The following is a 24,785-nucleotide window of genomic DNA, read 5'->3' on the forward strand; positions in this document are numbered from 1 at the left end:
TTACTTAGTTTTACATTAAATATTCCTCTAACATCTCCACTTCAACCACCGGAGCTTTACAGCTAAAGTTTTCACACACGTAAACCGTAGCCCTTTCTCCAATAAGAGACTTTTTATCCGCAATATGCGGTATTATTTCCCGGATCTCTTGCCCCGCATCGCCTATCGGGTGGAAAAGCACTACCGAGTTTGGCAAATACGCCAAATTTATTTTTTCGATCATCGCCCGGGTGTCTTCTCCATCCGGTTCTCCAGCTACCACTATCTCTTTTACAGGTCCAAGGTAAAATAAATACGCCAGCAGGTAAAAGGAGTGAGCAGAAGGTATCTCCGAAACTTTGCCGGCAAAAGTCGATAATATTTCCACGGCTTTTTGAAGAAAGTCTTCCTCACCCAGCATTCGACTAAGACGCAAAAGGTTTAATGCCGCCACCGAATTTCCCGAAGGCAAAGCTCCATCGTAGATTTCCTTGGGCCGGGTGATTAACTCTTCGCCATCGGCCCCGGTAAAAAATAACCCCCCGTGTTTTTCATCCCAGAAAAGTTTTAGCATCTCCCTTGTGAGCTCTACCGCCAATTTTAAATACCATACTTCAAACGAAGCCTCGTAAAGCTCAATTAATCCCCAGATAAGAAAAGCGTAATCATCCAGATACGCTAAAACTGCCGCCTCTCCCTCCCGGTAGCGGGCTATAAGCCGGCCATCGGCCCTTCGAAGCTTTGAAAAAATAAACTCTGCTGCATTGTGAGCCATATTTAAGAGTTCCTGGTCCTGCAGTACCCTTGCCCCTTTGGCCAGCGCTGCAATCATTAACCCATTCCAGGAAGTTAAAATCTTATCATCCTTAAGCGGCAAAACCCTTTTCTCCCGTTCATGATAAAGTTTTTGCCGCATCCTGTCTAAACTCTCGGTTAATTCAGCTGCACTTTTTCCAATTTCCTGCGCCACTAATTCAATATCAGTATGAATTAAATTAGGTATGTTCTTACCTTCAAAATTGCCTTCCGGGGTTATATCATACACCCGGCAGAATAACTCCCCCTCCTCCGGGCCAAGAACTTTTTTTACCTCATCCGGCGTCCAGACGTAATATTTACCTTCAACCCCTTCCGAATCGGCATCTTCCGCGGAATAAAACCCTCTTTCTGGTGATGTCATTTTTCTTTTGACATAGGTAAAAACCTCTCGGGCAATCCTGGCATATTTTTCTTTTTTCGTCGCTTGATAAGCTTCCAGGTAGGTATACGCTAAAAGGGCATTGTCGTACAGCATTTTTTCAAAATGCGGCACCAGCCACTCCCGGTCAGTGGAGTAACGGTGAAACCCGTATCCTACATGGTCATAAATCCCGCCCCGGGCCATCGCCTCTAAAGTTTTTTCCGCCATAAAAAGAGCTTTTTCTTCACCGGTCCTCTTCCAGTACCGGAGCAGAAAAATAAGATTATGAGGAGTGGGAAACTTGGGCGCTGGCCCAAAACCGCCGTATTCGCTATCAAACCTTCCCAAAAACTCCCGGTAGGCTTTTTCTAATACTTCTTCGGTTAAATCTCCTTTTTTACTTTGCGGTATCGTCTGCATAAATTCATAAAGTCGCTTACTTATTGTAAGAAGTTGCTCCCGGTCAGTCTCCCAGAGTTTCACTATTTCCGTTAAGATCTCCATAAGTCCCGGACGGCCCCACTTAGACCTTTTGGGGAAATAAGTCCCGGCAAAAAACGGTTTTTTCTCCGGAGTCATTATTATGGTAAGAGGCCAGCCTCCCTGTCCCGTCATCGCCTGACAAGCGGTCATATAAATTTGGTCCACATCCGGCCGCTCTTCCCGGTCTACCTTAATGGCCACAAAGTGCTTATTTAATAAATCTGCCACCTCTTCATCCTCAAACGACTCCCGCTCCATCACATGGCACCAGTGGCAGGTAGAGTAACCAATAGAAAGAAAAACCGGCTTATCTTCCATCAGCGCTTTTTTAAAGGCGTCAATCCCCCAGGGATACCAGTCCACCGGATTGTACGCATGCTGCAAAAGATACGGCGACTTTTCGTGGATTAAGCGGTTGGGTTGTCTCATCTTTTTTCACCACCAGGAAAGTTTTAAAGTTAAAAATCTTGAGTAAGGTTAAATCAAATTAAACATTGCTAAAATTGACATTAATAAATTTGAACTTGCGTGAAACAGCCACCCGGGAATTATCGAACCACCTGCTCTTTGTTCATTTATCCATCCTATAATCCAACCAACACTTCCTGTGATTGTAACTATTATAATTATTCCCCATAAACCCACGAAAGAATAAAAAATAAGCCCATGTAAAAGCCCAAATAATAATGCTTGACTAAAATTTGCTATAGTAAATCCAAATTTTGCACTAAGGCGCTTATTAATAAATCCTCTGAACAGTATTTCTTCCGAAAGGCCTGTTTGGATAAAAGAATAAATTAAAGCTGGAAGGAATACTGCTCTACCTTTTCCTGAAAATTGTGATATTGCCAAATTTGATGAATCAACAAGCTTAGGTAAAATAATAATTGTTGGTAGAGAAAATAAAACAATACTGCTCAAAAACAATGTAAAAAATTGTTTTTTATTTGTTATTAATGGCCTTTTAAACCCAAGCCAGTGTAAAAAATTCTCTTTTTCTCTTGCCGTTATTAACCACCATATAAACGGAACTAATGAAAAAACTACTACTTGAAGCAACGCATTAAATAATGATGAGGTTGTATCTATAATTAATCATCTCCCCTTTAGTAAAAATTTCTTTGTCGACAGCAAACCAAGGTTTTTTACATTAATAAAACCACTTTGTCGGCAGCAAGAATATTTAATGCACAATTAAATTATAATTATCTTTTTTCCCTTGCCTGCTTTTCGGCAATTTTTTTATAAAATTCTCCTTTGATTTCCCGATTTTGTTTTAAAAGCTTAGCTGGCACCTCTTCCCCTCTAATATTAAAAAATATATCATTATGACATTTTTTGTTTTAATTTATTCCAATTCTAAAATCTTACTAATTTCCTGGGGTTTGATATTATAAATTTTTCCATTAACTCTAAAACAATTTTTTTTGAGTACCTCAATGCTAATTCCATTAAGTTCAAAACTGTCTTGTCGTCTTCTTAATTTATACCCTTTCTCTTTCTTGAGCTTTTTTAATTCTTTATATAATTCTAATTCACAATAATTTCTTAAGCTTAACTCATGAATGTTTTCTGCATTTGTTAATAAATAATAGGTCGTATAAATATGCGTCCGAATACCATAATCATCTACGGTTTGTATAGGTGGATCCAAATTTTCTATATCTTCCAATTCAAACCTAATGTATAATTCTTCATTAGTTGATGGTAACTCTTGACACTCATTTCTTTTGTAGGTTCGAAAACTCTTTATACGACCATAATAATATATTCCTGCATCCTTTCCAAAACTTTTTGCCGACTGGTAAAAAGCTATATATTCTATTCCAGGTCTTACATTGGCCAAAGTAGATACTGGTATATGATAAAATTTATTTTCAAGATAGGCTTCTAAATGTTTTTTGTCTTTTACATTCCCAATTAGAACATTTCGATACTTAAACTTGATAAAACTATCGTCAATAGCTTCATGAGATAATATCCTTGATGTCGATTCAATATCAGATTCTTCTAAAATGCTTTTTATATGTTCTTTTAGTAAGCTATAACTTCCAGGTAGCAAAGGAAAGGCACCAATGTTAACTTTTTCTATGCTTTTATAAAACTTATGATTTACAAATTTTTGCTCATCACTATAAGGAAACATTATATAAGCACCAAAGGTTTTATATTTAAATTGCATTGTTTCAGGCATTTCTGCTACTATAGCATCCCTATATCTATGCATAGCATTGATATCTTCTTCTAACGGCCCTATTTCTTCATTATTAATTTCAACTCGATATTTTGCATCAAAAATGTACATCCTGTTTATTTTGCCTTTTTTGTTTAAACAAAGTACGGTATCAGGCTTTTGGTCACTTGTAGGTAGGTTAGTAAATATTTTATTATAAAATAACTCTATTTCTTCACCATTTTCGTTAACATATTTCATTACAGATGTGTCATTTTGTAGTAAATTAAAAACTAACCCATTGTCAGTAACTTTTATAATTCCGTAATCTTTAACTTGGTACCCCAATTCTTTTATTATTTTATGAATAGTTAAATAACACCAAATCTCATAAAGCTTCCAAATCCTTTTAGGTGTAATATTATAAATATCTTCACTTATGCTAAGTCCTTTTTTTAACAGAATCCAATAAAAATATACTTCTTTATAGCCAGGCGCCATTTGAAAAACTAAAGTCATACTTTTATTTTTATTTAGCTCACTTATATTTACATAAAAGGTGCGTAAATGGTAAGTAATTTGCCTTTCCACTTCATTAAGAAAATTAAGATATTCATTAACAATATTGCTTTGTTTTCGCTCGATATTTTGCTTAGCAATATTACCTTTTATCTTTTTAATTCTTTTAATTAAGTTTTGTAAGATATATTTCACATATTGGTTTTCAAATATGTCAAAAGTAATGTTTTTCTTTAACTCAATTACTTTAAACGGCAAGTATTTTTTTCCATTGATTGCAATAAAGCCATTTTTGTCTTCAAAAAGATTTTCTGGCTTTTTGCCTAAAAATTTGCTTGTTTTCGAAGATACTACTTTTGCTTTGTCCGCATGTTTTATCGTTTCCTGGAGAACGATATTATGTTTTGGATACTTTTCTATTCTTTTTAGAGCCCTATTGAAATTATTAAAAACCGTCTGTAGGATTTTGATAAATTCAAAATTACTTTGATGTTTTGTTTGACTTACCGTAGCTTGATGAAAAGTACTTCCTAATAATTCATAGGCTAAGGCTGCCATCTCTTCGTTTATTTCCTGCAACATAGCTTTGTAATCTTGATAATAATCCATTTTAGCCGGGAAAACTTCAATGGTAAGCATCAATAATATTTTGTCTTTGCTTTTAACTTTAAAAACTGTATGGCCAACTTCTCCAGAAAAATTAAAGCTTCCCACAATAACTTTGCCATACTGACAAAACGAATTTTTTATTTCATCGCTAATATGATATATTTCGATGTCAATGTCTTCTTTTTTTTCTAAGTACATTTGATATAAATTTTCCTCAAAAAAAGCTGGCATCATAACGTTACCATTATTAATTGCTAAATTTCCAAAACTATCAACGGTCTTTACAATGCACGGCCCTTTCCAAAATATTGCACATCAAAATATGCTTCTTGATTAAAATTTATTTTTAATCGTTCCACTTTTTGGTTTTCAATTTTTCCGCTTATAACTAATTCAAATTCATCAGTAGTAATAGACATTATTGTTTTAAATCCAGTAGGAGGTGAAACCATCTTCAAATCTCCTCAGCATTTCAATTATTTTTTTCGCACTTTTTTTATAAGTTGCTTCTCCCAAAAATTTCTCGGCATCTTCAATATATGATGGTAAATTGGCAATTTGATAATTAGGGTTACAGAAGTTATATAGTTCAATCAATATTTCCTTTATTTTTTGTTCACTTCCAACAATTGTCGGTAAAATCTTTTGCATTATTTGGTAATCAAAAGCCATTTCTTCATCTAAAAGTTGCAACTTTTTATTGTATAACATGTAAAATAAAATTTCGTCTCTTACCCGGTATCCAAAATGTTTATTGGCTTTTTTCAATATTTCATTTATAAGAATGATTTTATCATTGATAGTCTTTACATATTCCATATCTTCATGTAAAGCATCTTTTATAGTTAGGTAATCACTCCTAAAAAAGTTATTATCTAGTTCTTCATAACCAATTTCTATTTGCTCATCAGCATTAACCATGAAATGATCTAAGTCAAAATCCACCTCGGAAAATTCAATGGTGTTTGTCCTGTCTAATACTTTCCTACTAAAAGAATAAGTAGTATCATCCATATTAACGGTTCCTATTAAATATAAGTTCTGCGGTATCGTTATTCCATTTAAAATCTCTAATTTATCAGTAATTATCTCATTCCTCTCAAATTTCCTAGATTCTATTAAACTTAAATAATCACTTAAGTAGTACTCAACTCTTGCCAGATTCATTTCATCTAAACAAACAAAATAAGGTTTATCGGGTTCTTCTTTTGCTTTTTCAATAATCTTTGTTAAGTATCCAGGTACAAATTCATCTTTTATATTCTTATACCCAATCAATTCGCTATTATCGTTCCAATCAGGTCTAACTGGTATTATTGAAAAACGACCATTTTCAGTGGTTGCTCCAACTGCTTCAGCAAATAACCTCACAAGTTTTGATTTTCCTGTTCCACTTATCCCTGCTAAAATCACAAAAGGCTTTGTTTTGAGTGACAAATAAAAGTTGCATAATTCTTCATATGAGTAATTGAAACCTTTAGATTGTATATAGTTTTTAATTTTTTGGATAATTTTATTGGGTTCTTGCCCTTTCATTTGAACACTTCCTTTAATATAGTCGCTCTTGCCTAAAAAGATATTATGATAATATACTTCATATTTATCAATTAATTCTTTCAAATCATTTAAAAGAATATTTTCTTCAGGCATATTGTCCCGAGAATACTCTTTATAAAAAATACTTCCTTCCTCATAATACACATAACCAATTTTCAACTTATTATCAATTTTAAAACTACCATTTGGGATGTTCCTTCTAATTTCCTCCCGCGTTTTAACTAGCTGATCAATAACAAGTTTCTTCTTTCTAAATTCTTCAATTAATTTTGTACAACCTTGATTTAAGGTTAAATAAACCCTTTGCATATCTTCAGAAAATAAGTAAACAATATAAACCCCTTCCTGAATGCTATTTGTTATTTTTTTATTATAAATAGCTACCCAAGGATATTTTGTCCAAACTCCCTGACCAGCTGAGCCTTTAACTTCATAAATATCATTGTTTACGTATTTTCCTAAATAATCTTTAAAATCATAAGTTAACACTTTATAAATCCTTACATTTTTACTAAATTTATTTTCATTTGTTTCATTCTTGTAATTATTTAGGACATCAAGTAACAATTCTCTTAACATAATTCATCACCACTATTTTTTTGAATTATTTTATATATGCATATATCCTACAACAACAGTTATGAAACAAATCACTCATAATAAAAGAACCAGGCGCCATCCTCATATTTATCTTTATAAAACTGGTATACTTTTTTACCCATTTTAATATAGCGTTCTCGTAAAAGATTGGCAATTTCTTCGGTACTTCTTATTTTCATGTATTCTCTGCCTTCCTTGGTTTTGCCTTTTTCCATAGTAGGTTTTATTTTTACACTTCCTTTAGCTACCGCTTTTTCTTCTGGTTTTTCTTCCGCTTTTTCTCTATCTTTTCCAGGATAGGCATTTTGGCAAAAGACTTAGCGTTTATAATACGATTTGCTAAATCTTCTATTTCGGAAAGTGAAATGTTGTTTTCTTTTTGCCTCGAAGATATATTGATAAAGCAAGGCCGTTATCAAGTACCGGCATGATGCAATCTACGGTTTTTAACCAATCCGTAATCTATTTGAATAAACTCATCTTCTAGCCGCTCTAAAACAACATCGTTTATTATTCGCCACTCCGAAGGTAATAATAGAAAAAATTTTTAAATTTATCGTACTACTTTTTTTGTTCAAGGTTATAAATTATATCCGCCGCAAGCTTTAAGATTTTACCAAGAAGCCCTGGAACAGCATCGTCAATCTTTTCTTTGATCTTCTCTTTTTCCCCGGCTTTTCTTCGGCAATATTTTTTATAAAACTCTTCTTTGATTCCCGATTTTGTTTTAAAAGCTTAGCTGGCGTCTTAACGTTCCAATTACTTGATATTTTTTGTTTTAATTTTCCTACCTCTTCATGGTATTAATTCACCCTAACTTTTTGCTATTTATTATTTAGAAAACTCCAAGTTATATAATTCTTCCTCTTCCTTGTTTTTCCTGCATTTTTCTAAAATAAAACCCCCTTTTCAGGGGGTGTAGTCAGTCTTAGATACGACCTCTATCTTTAACATGTTACAGCGTTTACCGAATAAAATTGGTATATACCTTACTTTCTTTCTCCGGAGCTTCGATCTCACCTTTGCCTTTTGCTATGAGCTTTAAAAGATAAGCCATGTTTTTTCCGAGGACTCTCATAATTTGCACTCCCTCTTCATCCTGCAGAGCTTCCCCGGGTTTGGTGCCGTGGATGACATTCCAGTAGTTGCTGACAGGAATAAACATCTCCGCATAGTGAAGATAGTGATTGAGCTGATCAAAGGCTGCTACCCCACCCGAACGTCGAACAGCGACTACTGCCGCACCCACCTTATGCCGGAAAAGTCCGCCGTTGGCTGAAGCTACGTAAAACGCCCGGTCTAAAAACGCTTTCATAGTCGCAGTTATACCAGAATAGTGGACGGGGGAGCCTAAGATAATGCCATCCGCCTCTTTCATTTTTTGAATCCAGTCGTTTACTTCATCGTCAATGGCACATCTTTCGTTTTTATTCCTTACACACTTGCCGCAGGCAAGACAGCCTCTTATCACCTTATCCCCCACCTGGATTATTTCTCCCTCAATGCCCTCTTTTTCTAACTCCGCCAAAACCAGCTTTAAGGCTTGATAAGTGTTTCCGTTTGCTCTGGGACTGCCGTTAAATGCTACTACCTTCATCTTCCTCTCCCTCCTGAAGCTTTTTTCAAATTATAACATTTTATCCTTAAGTCGCTCAATAAAAGAAAACATCTGCCGGAGCAAGGTAATTTCCTTTTGCTAACAATAGGAGCTTAAAACCCCCTGAAGTTTCCCTCAGGGGGTTAAGTTTTAACTTTTAAAGAAGCTTTTCAAGATATCCAGTACTTCCGGTACTTCTTCAAAAAATCCGTGGCCGGCAGGGCTAAACTTTATTAAACGGGAGTTCGGGATGTGTTTTCGCAGGATGTCGGAGTTTTCGTGGTGCAATATCTGATCTTCCATCCCGGTCATGATTAAGGTTGGGGCGGTGATTTTATTTAAATCATTGAAACTGTCAAAGTTCAAAATAGCATTTAGCTGGCGGAAAAAGCCTTCCCTGGAAGTGGGAAGTTTCATGTAACGCTCCACAAATAAATCAATAACGTTGGGGTATTTTTTTATCGTTTCCTCACAAAAGATTAGTTCGGCGGTTTTGCGAGCCCGCTCCTCCAGGGAAGTATCTTCCCAGAGAAGAGCCTGGGAAGGTATCCCGTGTTTTACTCCGCAAAAAGTACAGCCCAGTACCAGTTTTTCTACCCGTTCCGGATATTTAATGGCAAAAATCTGGGCAATCATCCCGCCCATCGAAATGCCAAAAATGTGAGCTTTTTCTATTTTCAAGACATCCAGAAGTTCCTTTAAATCATCGGCATTGGTTTCTATAGTCCAGGGCTCTTCAGGGCAGTCGCTTCTACCTGCTCCCCGGTTGTCCGGTAAAATGAGCCGGAAGTCCTCACTCATTTCAAAGACAAACCGGTCGCTCCACCAGTCCGCATTGCCCCCTAAACCCATGATGCAGAGAAGCGGTGAACCGCTTCCGTATTCTTTATAACACATCCGAATGCCGTTAACCTCAGCATAGGGCATCTAAATCCCTCCATTTCTTATTCTTTTATCCCCGCTAAATATTTAGCCAGCTTTTTCTTTTCTTCAATATTATACTGGCCGTAAATTGTAATCTTCTCCATTATGGGAGATCCTCCACCATGGACTCCCGCCACTTGTTTTACGCCAGCCTGGGCTGAAACCAGAAGGTCACTTATAAATCTAAAGCAGCGATGCTGATTTTCAGCAGATATTCCCGCTTTCCGCATGAGGTACTTCTCCAGATAGCCCTTAGTTTCTTCGTTGTAAAAGTCGCCTTCCGGCGGCAGGGTTGCGGGTAGTCCACCGGCCAGCTCCGCCAGCAATTCAAATTCACGGTAGACATTAACTCCGGCATGATAGCGGGCAACGTTGGCGTAAACTACTTCCGGAATATATGTTCCGGATGCTGCTCTCTTAGCTTTAACTCCTGCCGCAATCCCGGCACCATAGACAAGCTCGGCAACAGCGATAAGTTCAGCCAGGGCATCCCGGACGTGCGAAGCTTTTTCCACGCCGTTGTATTCGGCCACCAGAGCTGCGGTACCCATGATGATATCCGTTACTGCCGGTTTACAGCCGGTATAACTGTGGCGGTGGTAGGTGGCAAACAGCAGGGCTAACTGACCGGCATACTGCCATTCCCCGCACATAAAGACCCGCTCCCAGGGAACAAAGACACGGTCAAAAACTGTCAGGGAGTCAGCAGAACCATAATTGGCATAGGGTGCATCTAATTTCTGGCGGGGACGGGGATTGGAAATCCTGATAATCTGGGTTATCCCCTCGGCGTCCGCCGGAACAGCAAACGCCACTGCCCAGTCTTTGTCTTTTTCGGTCATCATCCGGGTTGGTAGCACAATTATTTCATCGGCATAGGGAGCTATGGTATTGTGAGCTTTAGCCCCCGAGACAACAATCCCGTCCTTTCGTTTCTCAACCACCCGCAAATAGAGGTCAGGGTCAGCCTGCTGGTGAGGACGAAGAGAACGGTCGCCTTTAACGTCGGTTTGCGCACAGTTGCCCACCAGATCGTTTTCCTGGTAGTATTTAAGGTAATTTAAAAAACGTTCGTGGTAATTGGTACCGAGAGCATCATCCATATCTTTTGTTACTACCGATAAGGCGTTTAAAGCATCGATACCCATGCACCGCTGGACACAGCCGCCCACTCGCTGGCACATAAACCGGGTCATTTCCTGCTTTTTCAGTAAATCTTCCGGACTTTGATGGATATGGGTAAAGCGGTTTATTTTTTTCCCGGTAAGGTGCGAGGTTGCTGTTAATAACTCTTCATACTGCGGGTTGGCGGCATAATTAAAGGTCTCACAGATAACATTTATTCCGGGTCTTAATCGCGGGTCGTCCCGGCCTATTAATTCCCCGTTATAGTAAACGTTTTTTCGCATTTTAAACAGTTTTTCCATATATTCCTCTGCTGTTCGCATTTCCTAACTCCCCCCTCCTTATGTTCCTCGCCTTCTGCCAAATTGGCCAGCACGGCTTTTTCTACCAGGGCTAATTTTTTTGTTGTTTTTTTAACTCTTCTTCCCGTAACTGCCGGCGTAAGACTTTACCCACGGCAGTTTTGGGAAGTTCGGATCTGAATTCCACCAGGCGCGGCACTTTGTACCTGGCCAGGTGAGCGTTGCAGAATTCAATTACTTCCTGCTCCGTTAAGGTTTCTCCCTCCTTTACGACAATAAACGCTTTGACCGTTTCACCACGGTAAGGATCCGGCACACCTACTACAATCGCTTCTTTAACTTTGGGGTGCTGATAAAGTACCTCTTCCACTTCCCGGGGATAAATGTTGTAGCCTCCCGCAATAATCATGTCTTTCTTCCGGTCAACAATGTAGAAAAAGCCGTCTTCATCCATTTTGGCCAGGTCGCCGGTATAAAGCCAGCCATCCTTTAAGGCATTAGCGGTCTCTTCGGGACGGTTCCAGTAGCCTTTCATCACCTGCGGACCTTTTACAACCAATTCACCAATCTGTCCGGGCGGTAATTCCTCTCCGGTTTCGATATCTACTATTTTGGCTATGGTATCGGAATAAGGAACACCTATCGAGCCGATTTTTCTGGTGCCTCTTATGGGGTTACAATGAGTAACCGGAGACGCTTCGGACAATCCGTAGCCTTCCACGACCACGGCACCGGTAACTTCTTCAAATTTGGTCTGCACTTCCACAGGAAGCGGTGCGGAACCACTTACACAGACATTTATCGACCTCAAGTCGTATTTCGTCAGGTCCGGGTGGTTCAGTAAAGCTACATACATTGTGGGAGCGCCGGGGAAGGAAGTTGGACGGTAGCGCTGGATGTGCTGCAGCAGGAGAGTTGCATCAAATTTGGGAATTAAAATCATCGTTCCGCCAAAGCAGGTGGCCAAATTCATGCAGCAGGTCATTCCGTAGACATGGAAGAGAGGCAGGGCGGTTAAGATTCTCTCCTGGCCGTCAAAGAAGATACCGTTAGAAAATTCTCTCACCTGATAGACATTGGCCACTAAATTTTTATGGGTCAGCATTGCCCCCTTGGAAATACCTGTTGTTCCGCCGGTATACTGTAATACCGCCACATCGTCGGGAGTTACGGTAACTTCAGGAGGATTGGGTTCCGAGTCGGAAATTAAATCATTAAATTTATAAACTCCAGGTCCAAATTCACCGGGATAGGTGCCGATTAGCGGGATATTGACCACTATGAGATTTTTAAGAGCGGTATTTCCTTTTACCGCGTTAGCTCTCGGGTACAAAACATCCAATAAAATAATGGTCTCGGCACCGGAATCGTTTAACTGGTACTCCAGTTCCCTTTCCACATACATGGGATTTGTCTGGACCACAATGCCCCCAAGGGTTAAGATGGCAAAGTAGCTTATCACAAACTCCGGACAGTTGGGAAGCATCACCGCCACCCGGTCACCTTTTTTAATGCCAAGTTTACTTAAAGCGTTTGTAAACCGTTTTATTTTTTCTCCCAGCTCCTTATAGGTCATTTCCTGCCCCAAAAAGACAGTGGCTATTAACCCCGGATATTTTTCCGTGGTTTCCCAGAAAAGCTCATGGAGAGTTTTTTCCGGATAGTTAAGACTCGCCCTGACCCCTTCGGAATAATGTTTTAACCAGGGTTTAGCCTGATACACCGAACTCATAAAACCCCTCCTTGAAATGGATTTAATTTTTAAAATTTTCTAAACATTCATCTTAAAAAAATTTTTTCTCAATCTTTCAAAAGTTCCCGGCCAATTACCAGTCTTTGAATCTGGTTGGTACCTTCATAAATTTGGGTAATTTTCGCATCCCGCATCAATTTCTCCACCGGATAGTCCCGCATGTAGCCGTAACCGCCAAGGATCTGCACCGCATCCACCGTAACCCTCATCGCTACATCACTGGCAAAACATTTCGCCATCGCGCCCTCTTTAGTTGCTTTCATGCCCTGGTCCAGCATCCAGCAGGCTTTCCAGACCAGCGCCCGGGCTGCTTCAATCTGCATCGCCATATCAGCCAGCATAAATTGAATTGCCTGAAATTCGGCTATGGGACGGCCAAACTGTTTTCGCTCTTTAGCGTATTTAAGCGCTTCATCTAAAGCCCGCCGGGCAACCCCTACCGCCGTTGCCCCAATCATCGGGCGCGTCTGGTCTAAAGTTTGCATGGCAATCTTAAAACCGCTTCCCACCTCCCCCAAGACATTTTCCCTGGGAATCCTGACATTCTCCAGTATCACCTCCGCTACGTGGGACGCCCGGTCGCCCATTTTCTTTTCTTTTTTTCCGCCATAAATCCCCGGCGTATCCCCCGGAACTAAAAAAGCCGTAATCCCCTTTATCCCTTTACTCCGATCAACGGTTGCAAAAACCGTGTAAAGGCTCGCCACCCCGCCGTTGGTGATAAAACATTTTGTCCCGTTTAAAACCCATTCATCCCCTTCCAGCCGGGCGGTGGTTTTAATTGCGGAAACGTCAGAACCGGCTTCCGGTTCGGTTAAGCAAAAAGCTGCTAAGTTGGGTTTGGCGCAAAACGGTTTTAAAAACTTTTCCTTCTGCTCTTCGGTCCCGGCAATTAAAAGCGGAGTCAGAGCCAGGGCGTTATTCCCAAAGGTTCCGTTTATCCCAAGACAGCCGTAAGCCATTTCTTCAGCAACAATAGCTTCGGTAATAAAATCCACTCCCTGCCCGCCGTACTCCACCGGAACATGGAGATTCATAAGTCCGGCTTTAAATACTTTTTCAATCACCTGCCAGGGTATTTCTTCCTTTTCATCGTATTCCGCGGCAATAGGAATAATTTCTTTTCTGACAAAATCTCTGGCCATCTTTTGAATAGCTTTTTGCTCCTCCGTTAATTCAAAACTAATCACTACCTTCCCCTCCCTTTTTATTTTTCAATAACCCTTCCCGAATTTGGTCTACCGCAAAAATCAAACCGGTGGTTTTTTCCCCGAAATCCAGTGTTTTGCACTGAAGGTCATTCATTTACTTCAGGAATTTAGCTTATCGAATAAAGTTCTAAATCAAAGCCTTCTTCTTTTTTGTAACGGTTAAAAATGTAGTGCCGGTAATTTACGTATTCGTCATAATTGCAAAAGATACCGGCTTCCTTGAGGCCTTCTTCAAGGTCTTTTATGGAAGGCGGACAGCCTTTTAAAGCAATGGCATGTTTTATATTGGGATTATCTTTGTTTAATTCACAGACACATTTGCCAAATAAAACGGTATAGTCAAAGCCCGGTGACGCGAGCTGCCTTTTACCGCTTACCACTTCCACATTGGGGAAGGGCTTACCTTTAAAAGCCGACATAAACATTATAAGCATGGGGTTATACATTCCCGAACAGCCGGTACAGAGGGAACTATCGTATTTTCTGATGGCAAGTCCGGTTATACCCCTTCTGGCAAAACCAATGGGTCCTAAATCCCCCTCCTGCCATTCCCAGTCGTAATCAATAAATTGCCGGTGGGCGTTAAGATCTTCACCTCGAATTTCCAGATTTTGCAGATCAAGGCTTCTCCCAGTTAGACCGGCAAAATAGCGTAAATGCTCTATTTCCTCTGCCCGGTAACCCATGATTTCTGCCCCCGCGATATCAGCCGCTAAAATGTCCGTCGAGGCAATAATTAAGTTTTTGCGGTAGGCTTTGCCGGTAGGACCCGGACCTTTTTCTAAGACAAATACACCGTCAATAATTGTTAAAGCAACAGGTAGCCGGGTAGCTAAATGAGGAAAGGTATGTTCTAAATCCCAGTCTTTACCGTGGCAGTGAGTTTTGGAACGGCGGCTAATGGTACCTTTTAGATTTTTAATTCCCAGGGAAACTTTGCACTGGTTGTGGGTTTTTAAGACCGGAAGGTTAATGATTTTATCGGCTTTTAAAGCTCTATTGGCTACCGAAAGCTTAATGGGGCCAAAATCTATTTCCGTAAACTTTTCTTCATTAAAATCTACCAGCTCCACACCGTACTTTTCCGCCAGCTTTTCATAACCCAAAACCTTAAAAATTTGCCTTCCCATGGGGCGAGGGTTCATAAGAGAACCCTCGCCGATTGTCAGCCGGCTAAATCCTTCTTCTTTGAGAATTCGAACCAGCGCCGCCATAACCGCCGATGTTGTCACGACCCCAAAGGGCGGGAAGGGCAGGTTAAAATCCCAGGAAACCAAGTTGGGCTTTATTAAAATTTTGTCATCTTTTTTTAAACCCGAAAGGCCATCACAGAGTTCAAGGGCTTTTCTTAGAGAATGATACGCATCCTCAAACTTTACAATTGAAACCACCGGTTTAGTCAAGATTTTTCACCACCATGCTTTTTTAGTTCTTCCTCCCGCAGTAGACGGCGTAAAACTTTACCCACGGCAGTTTTCGGAAGTTCGGATCTGAATTCCACCAAGCGCGGTACTTTGTAGCGGGCCAGGCGAGCGTTACAGAAGTCAATTACTTCCTGCTCCGTTAAGGTTTCACCATCTTTAACCACAATATAGGCTTTGACCGTTTCTCCCCGGTAAGCATCGGGAACACCCACCACAACCGCTTCTTTAACTTTGGGGTGCTGGTAAAGTACCTCTTCTACTTCCCGGGGATAAATGTTGTAACCGCTGGCAATAATCATGTCTTTTTTCCGGTCAACAATGTAGAAAAAGCCATCTTCATCCATTCTGGCAATATCACCGGTGTATAACCAGCCGTCTTTCAGGACCTGGGCAGTTTCTTCGGGACGATTCCAGTAACCTTTCATAACCTGCGGTCCTTTTACTACCAGCTCGCCAATTTCTCCCGGCGGTAAATCTTCCCCCGTTTCTAAATCAACGATTTTAGCAAGGGTATCGGGATAAGGTACGCCAATCGAACCAATTTTTCTTAAGCCGCCAATTGGATTTAAGTGGGTTACCGGTGAAGCTTCGGACAAACCGTAGCCTTCCACCACTATGGCCCCGGTAATTTCTTCAAATTTTGTCTGGACCTCTACCGGCAGAGGCGCGGAACCGCTGACGCAAACGTAGATGGACTTTAAGTCATACCTGGTAAGATCCGGATAGTTCAGTAAAGCGATATACATGGTAGGAGCACCGGGAAAAGCGGTAGGACGGTAAAGATCGATATGCTCTAAAATAAGGCCTGCCTCAAATCTGGGAACTAAAATCATGGTACCACCAAAGCAAGTAGCTAAATTCATGCCTGTGGTCATGCCGTAAACATGGAAAAGAGGTAAGGCAATTAAAATTCGCTCCTGTCCGGGAACAAAAAGGCGATGGGAAAATTCTCGCACCTGGTAAGCATTAGCTACTAAATTTTTATGGGTTAACATTGCTCCCTTCGAAACGCCGGTCGTTCCGCCCGTATATTGCAAAACTGCCACATCATCGGGGCTTACCGCTACTTCCGGAACATCCGGCTCACTATTTAGCACCAAATCATTAAAGTAATAAACTTCCGGGCCAAACTCACCGGGATATGTTCCGAGTTGTGGAATATTAACTACAATAATATTCTTAAGCGAAGTGTTTCCTTTTACCGCCCGGGCTCGCGGGTATAAAACATCTAACAAAATAATCGTTTCAGCACCGGAGTCGTTTAAGTAATACTCAATTTCCCGCTCGACGTACATGGGATTAAGCTGAACGACAACCCCGCCCAGAGATAAGATGGCAAAATAGCTCATTACAAACTGGGGAGAGTTGGGAAGCATAATTGCTACCCGGTCGCCTTTTTTAATCCCAATTTGACTTAAGGCCCGGGTTAACCTTTTTACTTTTTCACCAAACTCTTTGTACGTCATTTTTTCGCCCAAAAAAATAGTTGCGATAATTCCCGGATATTTTTCAATCGTTTCCCACAAAAGTTCCGGTAATGTTTTTTCCGGATAGTCGATGTGCGGTCTTACCCCTTTCACATAATGCTTTAGCCAGGGCATTGCGGTATTTTCGGCAGCCATAAAACCCCTCCTGATGAAATAATTTTTTTAATTTTCGTAATATCCGAAAAATTTTAATCTGATTGGTGCATTCATATATCTGGGTGATTCTACCTCCGGCATTAATTCCTCTATCTTCATCTATTTATCTTCTGTCATAAACACCGGAGGCCGACGTTCCTTTATAGCTTTTAAACCTTCCCGGTGGTCATCGGTAAACTGGGCGATAGCAAAGTGCGAAGAAATCAGATCTAAAGCAGCTCTTAAATCCATCCTTAACCCCTGATAAACCGCTCTTTTTATCATTCTAATCGCCACTTCCGGCCCTTTTACCAGCCGTTCGGCAAATTTATACGTCTCTTCCAGTAATTTATCATCAGGATAAACCCGGTTTACCAGTCCAAGTTGATGTGCCTCCCTGGCATCGATAAAATCTCCGGTCCAGAGAAGTTCCAAAGCTTTTGCAATACCTATAAGACGTGGTAAGAAGTAAGCTCCTCCATCCCCCGGAACCAGGCCCAACCTGATATATCCCTCGGAAAAGCGGGCAGATTCCGCAGCAAAACGCAGATCACACATCAGTGCCATATCAAGCCCGGCTCCCACCGCCGTACCATTGATAGCCGCAATGACCGGTTTATCGATTACTTCCCATAACAAAAGCGGTATTTTCTGAATATGCTTCCAGATAAAATTTTTACTGGCAAGAGGAGTGCTTTTAGCTGTCTTTTCCAGTAATTCTAAATCTCCACCGGTGCAAAAAGCTTTGCCGCTCCCGGTTAAAACAATAACTTTTACAGCGTCATCCTGCTGGCATTCCTGTAAAAAATTAACCCACCGGTCAATCATTTCTAACGTAAAAGCATTCATTTTTTCAGGACGGTTTAAGGTAATAGTGGCAATACCCTCTTTTTTTTCTAATAAAATTTCCTGAGCGCTCATCTTTCCCCCCCTCGAACAATCTTAATTACGGTTAGCCTTACGGTAGCCCAGGGCATCCTGGGCTAAGATAAGCTTATGAATATTGCTGGTTCCTTCCACTATCTGGTAGTACTTGGCATCGCGAAAATAGCGCGCTACCGGGTACTCTTCCGAATACCCGTAGGCACTAAAAATTCTTAAAGCATAATCGGCACATTTGCTGGCGGTTTCACCGGCAAAAAGCTTTGCCATTGATGTTTCCCGGGTACTGGGTACTCCTTTATCTTTTAGAAAAGCCGCCCGGTAAGTTAAAAGTCGAGCCGCTTCAATCTCCACCACCATCTGGGCAATCCAGTCCTGAATCATCTGAAACTGGCCAACTTTTTGCCCGAACTGTTCCCGGGTGTTGGCATATTCAACAGCAGCATCCAGGCAGGCCTGAGCTACCCCAACCGCCCCAGCGGCTGAAGCGAGCCTGGTATCATCTAATTGCTGCATGCAAATTTTAAAACCCTGCCCTTCCTGCCCTAATAAGTTTTCTCCGGGAACCCGGACATTTTCAAAAGTAATCGCCCCCACCGGTGACGCCCAGTTTCCCAGTTTTTCCTCAATGGGTTCAATAGTGACACCTTCGCTGTTTAAGTCCACAATAAAAGCCGACATCCCTTTGGCCCTCCGGGATGGGTCGGTATAAGCATAAACCAAAGCAATATCCGCTACCGGCGCCAGGGAAATCCACATTTTGCTCCCGTTTAAAATATAATAATCCCCATCACGGATAGCTTTTGTGGTCATTGAAGCTACGTCAGAACCAGCATTGGGTTCAGTAATAGCAAAACATCCTATTAAAGCACCACTGACAAGACCGGGTAAATACTTCTTTTTCGCTTCTTCAGTTCCGTAACGGTAAATAGTAACTCCAGGACCTAAAGTATTGGCAGCAAAGATAATTCTAAGAGAACTGTGCACCCGGGCTATTTCTTCACAGAGGATTGCTACCGCCAAATACCCCTGACCATTACCCCCGTATTCTTCAGGAATAATGCACCCTAAAAATCCAAGCTCGCCCATTTTCTGCACCAGGTCCCGGCGAAAACGATGAGCTTTATCATCGGCATCAGCAGTGGGTTTTACTTCTTTTTCGGCAAATTCCCGGGCTAAACGCTTAATTGCCAGTAAATCCTCCGGTAAATCAAAGTTCATGCTCCTCACTTCCTTAACTTTTTTAAAAAAGCGGCCAATTCCTTTGGCCGCTTTATTTGGTGTGTTTAATCGTCGATATTTTCAATGATCGTAGCTACTCCCTGACCTCCACCGCAGCAAGCGGTTATCAGAGCATATCTACCCTGACGGCGTTTTAGTTCATAAACCGCTTTAACCACCAGGATGGCCAGTGACGCCGCAATCGGGTGGCCCAAAGCTATTGCTCCGCCATTGGGATTAAATTTTTCTTCATCCCGCCAGTCAATGCCCAGTTCCCGGCATACGGCAATTGACTGAGAAGCAAAGGCTTCATTTAGCTCAATAACATCAATGTCATTTAAAGTTAAGCCGGTTTTGGCTAAAACCTTTTTCACTGCGGGAACAGGACCAATCCCCATAATATTGGGATCAACTCCGGCAGCCGCATGACCTACTATTCTGGCCATAGGCTTTAACCCCAATTTTTCGGCTTTCTGCCGGCTGGCAATTAATAAAGCAGCGGCGCCGTCATTTATCCCCGAAGAGTTGCCAGCAGTTACGGTGCCGCCGGGCTTAAAGGCCGGCGGAAGTTTGGCCAGAACTTCGAGGGTAGTATTCGGCCGGGGATGCTCGTCCTGATCAAAAATTACCGGGTCTCCTTTTTTCTGAGGAACCACAATGGGCACAATCTGCTCTTTAAAGCGCCCCTCCTGGATGGCCCTGGCGGCTTTTTTCTGGCTTAAATAGGCAAACTCATCCTGCTCTTCCCGGCTGATCTGCCAGCGTTCCGCAACGTTTTCCGCCGTAATTCCCATGGGAGGGTCGCCTATTTCTGCTGGAGCTAATGTTCTTCTTGGTATCCAGGCAGGAGCGGTCCGCTGAAAGGCTTCAGTAGGCCTTTCCATCAGGTAAGGCTGGCGGGTCATGCTTTCCACTCCACCGACCAGATAAAGCTCGCCAACCCCGCCCCAGATAAGAGAAGCCGCTAAATTTACAGTAGTAGAACCGGACCCGCACTGCCGGTCTACCGTTATCGCCGGTACTTCAAGCGGCAACCCAGCTTTAAGCCAGGCTACCCGGCCCATACAGCCCACAGCGCCCAGGCAGTGGCCAAAAATTACCTCATCCACCTCTAAAGAGTCTTTTAAGCCGCTTCGTTTAATTACTTCTTTAATTACCTCCGCCGCATAAACCTCTGGCGGCAGGTCTTTTAATGCTCCTTTTTCTTTGGCAATGGGCGTTCTTACTGCCCCCACAATTACCGCATCACGCATTTTCCCCCTCCCCTTTTACCGGCCTTTAAAATTCGGCGGCCGTTTTTCAAAGAAAGCAGTTCTTCCCTCCACCGCATCTTCACTGCTAAACGCCACTTTGGAACCTTCTTTCTCAATTTTTAAACCTTCTTCTATTGAAGTATCCAGCCCTAAAGTTACCGCCTTTAAAATTTCCCGCATAGCGATGGGCGCCCCTTTGGCAAGCTTAGCTGCCAGCGCCCGGGCTTCTGTTAGTACCTGGTCTTTGGGTACGACTTTGTTTACCAGACCGTAGCTTAAGGCTTCTTCTGCCGTTATTGGCTCTCCGGTAAGCATTGCTTCCAGGGCTCTGGTTTTACCAATTAACCGGGGTAACCTCTGGGTACCTCCCCAGCCAGGGATAATGCCCAGTTTTACTTCGGGCAAAGCCATGGAAGCATCATCTGCTAAAATGCGCAGGTGACAGCTTATCGCTAATTCGGTTCCTCCGCCGTAGGAGCTACCGTTCAGCGCAGCAATCACCGGCTTGGGGAAAAGCTCAATTTGCCGGAAAAGAACACTTCCTTCCACTTCCGGTAAAATCCCTTTAGCCCGGTCAGCAAATTCCGTGATATCTGCCCCGGCACAGAAAACCTTGCTACCTTCCCCGCTAATTATTACCGCCCGAATCTCGGGATTTTTCTCAATTTCCTGCAAAGCTTTTTGTAAATCTTTTAAAACTTTCTGGCCAAGAGCATTTACCGGCGGGTTGTTTAGGTAAATAACGGCATAACCGTCCGTAACCTCAAATTTAATTTTTTCAAATTCCACCGCAAATCTCCCCGCTTTCTATTTTTTCTCCTGGGTGTAATCATAAAAGCCTTTACCAACTTTCCGTCCCCATTCTCCTTTAACAAATTTCTCCACTACGGTAGGAGATGGCTTCATAGCAGGATCCCGGCTTTCCCGGTATCTTTCCATTTCAACGTAATAAGTAAGGTCGATACCGGTTAAATCCATTAACCTAAAGGGTCCCATGGGGTGACCAAGGCCAAGTTCCACCGCGGTATCAATATCCTTATAATCGGCTATTCCTATTTCATATAAATAGAACGCTTCAGCCTTAATAGCCGCTAAAATGCGGTTTACCAGAAAGCCGTAAATTTCTTTTTGCAGCAAAACCGGAACTTTGCCCATTTTCCGGGCTACTTCCATCGTCACTTCTGCAGTTTCATCGGCAACATGAGGTCCTTTAACCACTTCAACCAGTTTCATGACCAGAGCTGGGTTAAAGAAATGCATATTTAAAACTTTTTCCGGACGTTTGGTAACATCGGCAATTTTGGAGCTGACAATGTAGGAGCTGTTGGTAGCTAAAATGGCATGGGGAGGGGTAAGTTCATCAAGCTTTTTAAATAATTCCCGCTTGACATCCAGCTTTTCAATTACCGCTTCAATGACAAAGTCCACATCTTTGCAGGCCTCTTCCAGACTCAAAGTGAATGTCAAATTTTCTTTAGCTTTGGCAGCTGCTTCCTCGGTAAGTTTTCCTTTCGCCACCCTTTCAGGTAAGTAGGTTTCCACAAAGTTTTTGGCCCTGTTTAAGATTTCTTCGTTAATGTCGGTACAGGTGACCTGATAGCCGGCCAAAGCTGCAGCCAGGGAAATCTGGTGACCCATGTTGCCGGCCCCAACAACACAAATTTTTTTAACTTCCATAAAAGATACCTCCCTCTTGTTTTTTTACTGCCGGCAATTACTTTTGCCAGCTTTATTTCTCTCCTTCAAGAACTTTAAACTTGTAACCATAGCGGATTACGTCTTCTTCCGTGTAAATTTGCCGCAAAACCATCTCCACCGGCATCCCAATTTTAATTTCTGCCGGTACCGGTTCGGTCAATTGAGCTATAATCCGGGGACCTTCCTCCAATTCCACCAGCACCACCGGATAAGCTCCCCGGTATGCCGCTTCTTCGGAAAATTCCGGAGGCGCTCCCGCTCCAGCAATAACGGTATAGGAATAAATTTTGCCGCGCCCGCTTAATTGCACTTCGGTAAAATTATCCAGCGCCCCGCAGGATTTACAGCCAGCCTTGGGCGGAAAAATTATTTGACCGCAGTTGGAGCATTTTAAACCTACCAGGCGGTATCTCTGTTTTACCGCCCGCTGGTACATGGGGATGGAAATATGCGCACCCATGGCTTCACCCCTTATAAATACCTCTTAACTCTGAGGTACTGAATAAAATTTAAATATTTTTTCCCTGAGGCAAGCTTTTCTCGAACCGGCACTCTATTTGCTGGTTTTTTCACTGTCAGGCTAAAAGCTATCACCCCGGCACCGGAACCATAAGTAGCTACAATAACTTTTTCTCCCGGTTTAGCCCGGTCCAGAACTGCCGCCAGACTTAAAAAGGGAGAAGCAGCACCGGTATCACCCGTATTTTCGTAAAGCAGGCCTGGTAGCATTTGTTCGTCGGTAAAACCAAGTTTTTTGCCGGCTTTCAGGGGAAGGCGGCTTTCAATTTCGTGCAATACAGCATAATTGTAATCAGCCGGCTTTAAATTTTCTTTTTCCAAAAGTTCGGTTACCGCCTTTGTTATCAACTTTTGATAGGCCTCACCGGTAAAGGTTTTAACGCCAATATCTTTTATTTCACCGCTGCCAGCTTTGCGAAAACGTTCGCCTAAATTTTCCTGGACCAGAGCTACAAAGTTATTTACCACTGCCAGAGGATTTTCTGTCCCCAGGATAAAGGCAGCACTGCCTGCAGCCAGTCCGTGCTCAATGGGGTCTTTAACATTAGCCCTGGGAGCATCAGCCACGATAACCAGAGCTTTTTGGCCAAAGCCTCCTTTTACTAAGCTTACTGCCGTTAAAAAAGCCTCACCGCCGGCCCGGGTAGATTGGCCGTATTCAGCTGAAAATAGATTTTTTTTAAGTCCGAGCATTTCCGCAATACTGCCGGAAAGCAATTTTTCACTGTAAGGCGGACTGGTGGAAGCCCAGGTCAAAAGGGAAATTTCTTCAGGATTTATACCTTCAAAAAGAGCATCCCTGGCAGCAGCTATACCCATTGTTAACGAATCTTCATCAAAATCGGCAACTGTTTTCTCACTGAAGTTTGCTCCGCAGCTGCCCAGGGCTTTCTGGTATTCGCTCCTGGTTATTCTAAGGCCGGGGAAATAGATGCCGTAACTTACTATCCCCACTTCCATCGCTACCCCTCCCTCCGGTAAATAAACACCGCTGCCGTTCCTCCGGAACCGCCTACATTGTGGGATAAGCCTACTTCGGCATTTTTTATCTGGCGCTCCGGATTTTTGACCCTTCCCCGGAGCTGGTTAAACACTTCGTATGCCTGACCGCAGCCGGTAGCTCCAATAGGATGGCCCTTACTTTTAAGTCCGCCGCTGACATTTACCGGAAGGCGTCCACCAAGGTAGGTCTCCCCTTCTTCCAATAGCCTAATCACCTCTCCCTTTTCGCCAAAGCCAAGGTCACCGTAAGCTAAAATTTCGGCAATAGTAAAGCAGTCATGCACTTCCGCAAAATCAATTTCTTTTGGAGTTATTCCGGCCATCTGATAAGCTCTGGTGCTTGCCTGCCGGGTGGCTTTAAAACTTGTAATACTGTCTCGATCCTGCAAAGCCAGGTAATCGGACCCAATTCCATAGCCGATGATAAAGACTGGATGGTCGGTAAACTCTTTTACCCGGTCTTCACTGCAAAGTAAAACAACCGCTGCTCCGTCACTGGTAGGTGAGCAGTCCCACACCGTAAAGGGATCAGCTACCGGTGCTCCCTTTAACACCGTTTCCACCGTTATTTCCTGTCTGAATTGAGCCTTGGGATTCATTTTGCCGTGATAGTGGTTTTTCACCGCTACTTTGGCCAGCTGCTCCCGGGTAAGGCCGTATTCCTCCATATAGCGCCGGGCAATTATAGCGTAAATCCCGGCAAAGGTTAAGCCTGCCAGTCTTTCAAACTCGGTATCGCCGGAAATCCCAAGCCAGTATTTGGCTTTGGTCGAAGAAACATCCCGCATTTTTTCAACCCCGGCAGCAAGAGCAATATCGCACTGTCCGGAAGCAACCGCATTAATCGCATTATATAACGCAAATCCACCCGAAGCACAGGCATTTTCCACCCTTACCGCCGGAACATTGGGTAAACCCACATGTCCCATTAATAAGGGAGCAAGCTGTCCTAATTGAAAACCGCTGCCGGCGCTTAAAGAGCCAATAAAGGCCTGCTGGATTTCCCGGGGGTCAATCCCTTTATCGACACTCTCTATTGCTTCCTTAAAAGCCATAGCAAAAAGCTCTTTAACCCCCAGCTCTGGAAAATCGCCGTAGGGAGTTTGCCCGGCTCCGATGATGGCTACCCGCCGCATGCAAGCCACCTCTTTA

General features: G+C 42.4%; 21 protein-coding genes. All 21 read right to left on the minus strand.

Annotated features, from left to right (window positions below):
* Positions 1-10: 10 nt before the first annotated feature.
* The 21 genes from CHY_RS08055 to CHY_RS08145 all read right to left on the minus strand — a co-directional run bounded on the left by CHY_RS08055 (position 11) and on the right by CHY_RS08145 (position 24,769).
* Positions 11-2,071, minus strand: coding sequence for a thioredoxin domain-containing protein (locus tag CHY_RS08055; RefSeq protein ID WP_011344618.1), 2,061 nt, complete (start codon positions 2,069-2,071; stop codon positions 11-13).
* A 48-nt stretch (positions 2,072-2,119) separates the two neighbouring features.
* Positions 2,120-2,701: a CPBP family intramembrane glutamic endopeptidase gene (locus CHY_RS08060; protein WP_011344619.1), complete on the minus strand. Its 582-nt coding sequence runs from the start codon at positions 2,699-2,701 to the stop codon at positions 2,120-2,122.
* A gap of 289 nt (positions 2,702-2,990) precedes the next feature.
* Complete coding sequence (locus tag CHY_RS08065) at positions 2,991-5,177, minus strand: restriction endonuclease-like protein (protein WP_041537723.1); 2,187 nt, start codon at positions 5,175-5,177, stop codon at positions 2,991-2,993.
* Positions 5,178-5,224: 47 nt separating this feature from the next.
* The gene (locus CHY_RS13180; RefSeq protein WP_011344621.1) at positions 5,225-5,395 is read right to left on the minus strand and encodes a hypothetical protein; all 171 of its coding nucleotides are present in this window, start codon (positions 5,393-5,395) and stop codon (positions 5,225-5,227) included.
* A complete protein-coding gene (locus CHY_RS08070) occupies positions 5,370-7,079 on the minus strand; it encodes an MrcB family domain-containing protein (RefSeq protein WP_011344622.1) in 1,710 nt (569 codons plus the stop codon). Before CHY_RS08070 ends, CHY_RS13180 begins: the two co-directional genes overlap by 26 nt.
* Before the next feature lie 71 nt (positions 7,080-7,150).
* Positions 7,151-7,279, minus strand: a complete 129-nt coding sequence (locus tag CHY_RS13480; RefSeq protein WP_264357858.1) for a hypothetical protein — start codon at positions 7,277-7,279, stop codon at positions 7,151-7,153.
* A gap of 785 nt (positions 7,280-8,064) precedes the next feature.
* Positions 8,065-8,697, minus strand: a complete 633-nt coding sequence (locus CHY_RS08075; protein ID WP_011344623.1) for a flavodoxin family protein — start codon at positions 8,695-8,697, stop codon at positions 8,065-8,067.
* Between the two features lie 150 nt (positions 8,698-8,847).
* Positions 8,848-9,624, minus strand: a complete 777-nt coding sequence (locus CHY_RS08080; protein ID WP_011344624.1) for an alpha/beta fold hydrolase — start codon at positions 9,622-9,624, stop codon at positions 8,848-8,850.
* 17 nt (positions 9,625-9,641) lie between these two features.
* Positions 9,642-11,069, minus strand: coding sequence for a 4-hydroxyphenylacetate 3-hydroxylase family protein (locus CHY_RS08085; protein ID WP_011344625.1), 1,428 nt, complete (start codon positions 11,067-11,069; stop codon positions 9,642-9,644).
* Between the two features lie 70 nt (positions 11,070-11,139).
* A complete protein-coding gene (locus CHY_RS08090; RefSeq protein WP_011344626.1) occupies positions 11,140-12,780 on the minus strand; it encodes a long-chain-fatty-acid--CoA ligase in 1,641 nt (546 codons plus the stop codon).
* A gap of 68 nt (positions 12,781-12,848) precedes the next feature.
* Positions 12,849-13,991, minus strand: a complete 1,143-nt coding sequence (locus tag CHY_RS08095; protein ID WP_011344627.1) for an acyl-CoA dehydrogenase family protein — start codon at positions 13,989-13,991, stop codon at positions 12,849-12,851.
* A 128-nt stretch (positions 13,992-14,119) separates the two neighbouring features.
* Entirely contained in the window at positions 14,120-15,415 is a 1,296-nt protein-coding gene (locus CHY_RS08100; protein ID WP_041537725.1) for a DUF362 domain-containing protein, read from the minus strand.
* Positions 15,412-17,058, minus strand: a complete 1,647-nt coding sequence (locus CHY_RS08105; RefSeq protein WP_011344630.1) for a long-chain-fatty-acid--CoA ligase — start codon at positions 17,056-17,058, stop codon at positions 15,412-15,414. Before CHY_RS08105 ends, CHY_RS08100 begins: the two co-directional genes overlap by 4 nt.
* A gap of 120 nt (positions 17,059-17,178) precedes the next feature.
* The gene (locus tag CHY_RS08110) at positions 17,179-17,979 is read right to left on the minus strand and encodes an enoyl-CoA hydratase/isomerase family protein (protein ID WP_011344631.1); all 801 of its coding nucleotides are present in this window, start codon (positions 17,977-17,979) and stop codon (positions 17,179-17,181) included.
* A 21-nt stretch (positions 17,980-18,000) separates the two neighbouring features.
* Entirely contained in the window at positions 18,001-19,161 is a 1,161-nt protein-coding gene (gene acd, locus CHY_RS08115; protein ID WP_011344632.1) for a glutaryl-CoA dehydrogenase Acd, read from the minus strand.
* Positions 19,162-19,226: 65 nt separating this feature from the next.
* On the minus strand, positions 19,227-20,414 hold the full coding sequence (locus CHY_RS08120; protein ID WP_011344633.1) for a thiolase family protein: 1,188 nt from the start codon (positions 20,412-20,414) through the stop codon (positions 19,227-19,229).
* A gap of 15 nt (positions 20,415-20,429) precedes the next feature.
* Positions 20,430-21,203: an enoyl-CoA hydratase-related protein gene (locus CHY_RS08125; RefSeq protein ID WP_011344634.1), complete on the minus strand. Its 774-nt coding sequence runs from the start codon at positions 21,201-21,203 to the stop codon at positions 20,430-20,432.
* 18 nt (positions 21,204-21,221) lie between these two features.
* Positions 21,222-22,091 (minus strand): 3-hydroxyacyl-CoA dehydrogenase family protein, encoded by an 870-nt coding sequence (locus CHY_RS08130; RefSeq protein ID WP_011344635.1) that lies wholly within the window; start codon positions 22,089-22,091, stop codon positions 21,222-21,224.
* Between the two features lie 52 nt (positions 22,092-22,143).
* Positions 22,144-22,572, minus strand: coding sequence for a Zn-ribbon domain-containing OB-fold protein (locus tag CHY_RS08135; protein ID WP_011344636.1), 429 nt, complete (start codon positions 22,570-22,572; stop codon positions 22,144-22,146).
* A gap of 11 nt (positions 22,573-22,583) precedes the next feature.
* Positions 22,584-23,591 (minus strand): hydroxymethylglutaryl-CoA synthase, encoded by a 1,008-nt coding sequence (locus CHY_RS08140; RefSeq protein WP_011344637.1) that lies wholly within the window; start codon positions 23,589-23,591, stop codon positions 22,584-22,586.
* A gap of 2 nt (positions 23,592-23,593) precedes the next feature.
* Positions 23,594-24,769, minus strand: a complete 1,176-nt coding sequence (locus CHY_RS08145; RefSeq protein ID WP_011344638.1) for a thiolase domain-containing protein — start codon at positions 24,767-24,769, stop codon at positions 23,594-23,596.
* Positions 24,770-24,785 lie beyond the last annotated feature (16 nt).

It is taken from the genome of Carboxydothermus hydrogenoformans Z-2901 (genome assembly GCF_000012865.1).
GTDB classification, from domain to species: domain Bacteria; phylum Bacillota; class Z-2901; order Carboxydothermales; family Carboxydothermaceae; genus Carboxydothermus; species Carboxydothermus hydrogenoformans.

What these genes read in the sequence shown, in the direction of transcription:
- CHY_RS08055 (WP_011344618.1), bottom strand. Translation starts at nt 2,071, where the DNA reads ATGAGACAACCCAACCGCTTAATCCACGAAAAGTCGCCGTATCTTTTG.
- CHY_RS08065 (WP_041537723.1), bottom strand. Translation starts at nt 5,177, where the DNA reads ATGATGCCAGCTTTTTTTGAGGAAAATTTATATCAAATGTACTTAGAA.
- CHY_RS13180 (WP_011344621.1), bottom strand. Translation starts at nt 5,395, where the DNA reads ATGGTTTCACCTCCTACTGGATTTAAAACAATAATGTCTATTACTACT.
- CHY_RS08070 (WP_011344622.1), bottom strand. Translation starts at nt 7,079, where the DNA reads ATGTTAAGAGAATTGTTACTTGATGTCCTAAATAATTACAAGAATGAA.
- CHY_RS13480 (WP_264357858.1), bottom strand. Translation starts at nt 7,279, where the DNA reads ATGAAAATAAGAAGTACCGAAGAAATTGCCAATCTTTTACGAGAACGC.
- CHY_RS08075 (WP_011344623.1), bottom strand. Translation starts at nt 8,697, where the DNA reads ATGAAGGTAGTAGCATTTAACGGCAGTCCCAGAGCAAACGGAAACACT.
- CHY_RS08080 (WP_011344624.1), bottom strand. Translation starts at nt 9,624, where the DNA reads ATGCCCTATGCTGAGGTTAACGGCATTCGGATGTGTTATAAAGAATAC.
- CHY_RS08085 (WP_011344625.1), bottom strand. Translation starts at nt 11,069, where the DNA reads ATGCGAACAGCAGAGGAATATATGGAAAAACTGTTTAAAATGCGAAAA.
- CHY_RS08090 (WP_011344626.1), bottom strand. Translation starts at nt 12,780, where the DNA reads ATGAGTTCGGTGTATCAGGCTAAACCCTGGTTAAAACATTATTCCGAA.
- CHY_RS08105 (WP_011344630.1), bottom strand. Translation starts at nt 17,058, where the DNA reads ATGGCTGCCGAAAATACCGCAATGCCCTGGCTAAAGCATTATGTGAAA.
- CHY_RS08110 (WP_011344631.1), bottom strand. Translation starts at nt 17,979, where the DNA reads ATGAGCGCTCAGGAAATTTTATTAGAAAAAAAAGAGGGTATTGCCACT.
- acd (WP_011344632.1), bottom strand. Translation starts at nt 19,161, where the DNA reads ATGAACTTTGATTTACCGGAGGATTTACTGGCAATTAAGCGTTTAGCC.
- CHY_RS08120 (WP_011344633.1), bottom strand. Translation starts at nt 20,414, where the DNA reads ATGCGTGATGCGGTAATTGTGGGGGCAGTAAGAACGCCCATTGCCAAA.
- CHY_RS08130 (WP_011344635.1), bottom strand. Translation starts at nt 22,091, where the DNA reads ATGGAAGTTAAAAAAATTTGTGTTGTTGGGGCCGGCAACATGGGTCAC.
- CHY_RS08135 (WP_011344636.1), bottom strand. Translation starts at nt 22,572, where the DNA reads ATGGGTGCGCATATTTCCATCCCCATGTACCAGCGGGCGGTAAAACAG.
- CHY_RS08140 (WP_011344637.1), bottom strand. Translation starts at nt 23,591, where the DNA reads ATGGAAGTGGGGATAGTAAGTTACGGCATCTATTTCCCCGGCCTTAGA.
- CHY_RS08145 (WP_011344638.1), bottom strand. Translation starts at nt 24,769, where the DNA reads ATGCGGCGGGTAGCCATCATCGGAGCCGGGCAAACTCCCTACGGCGAT.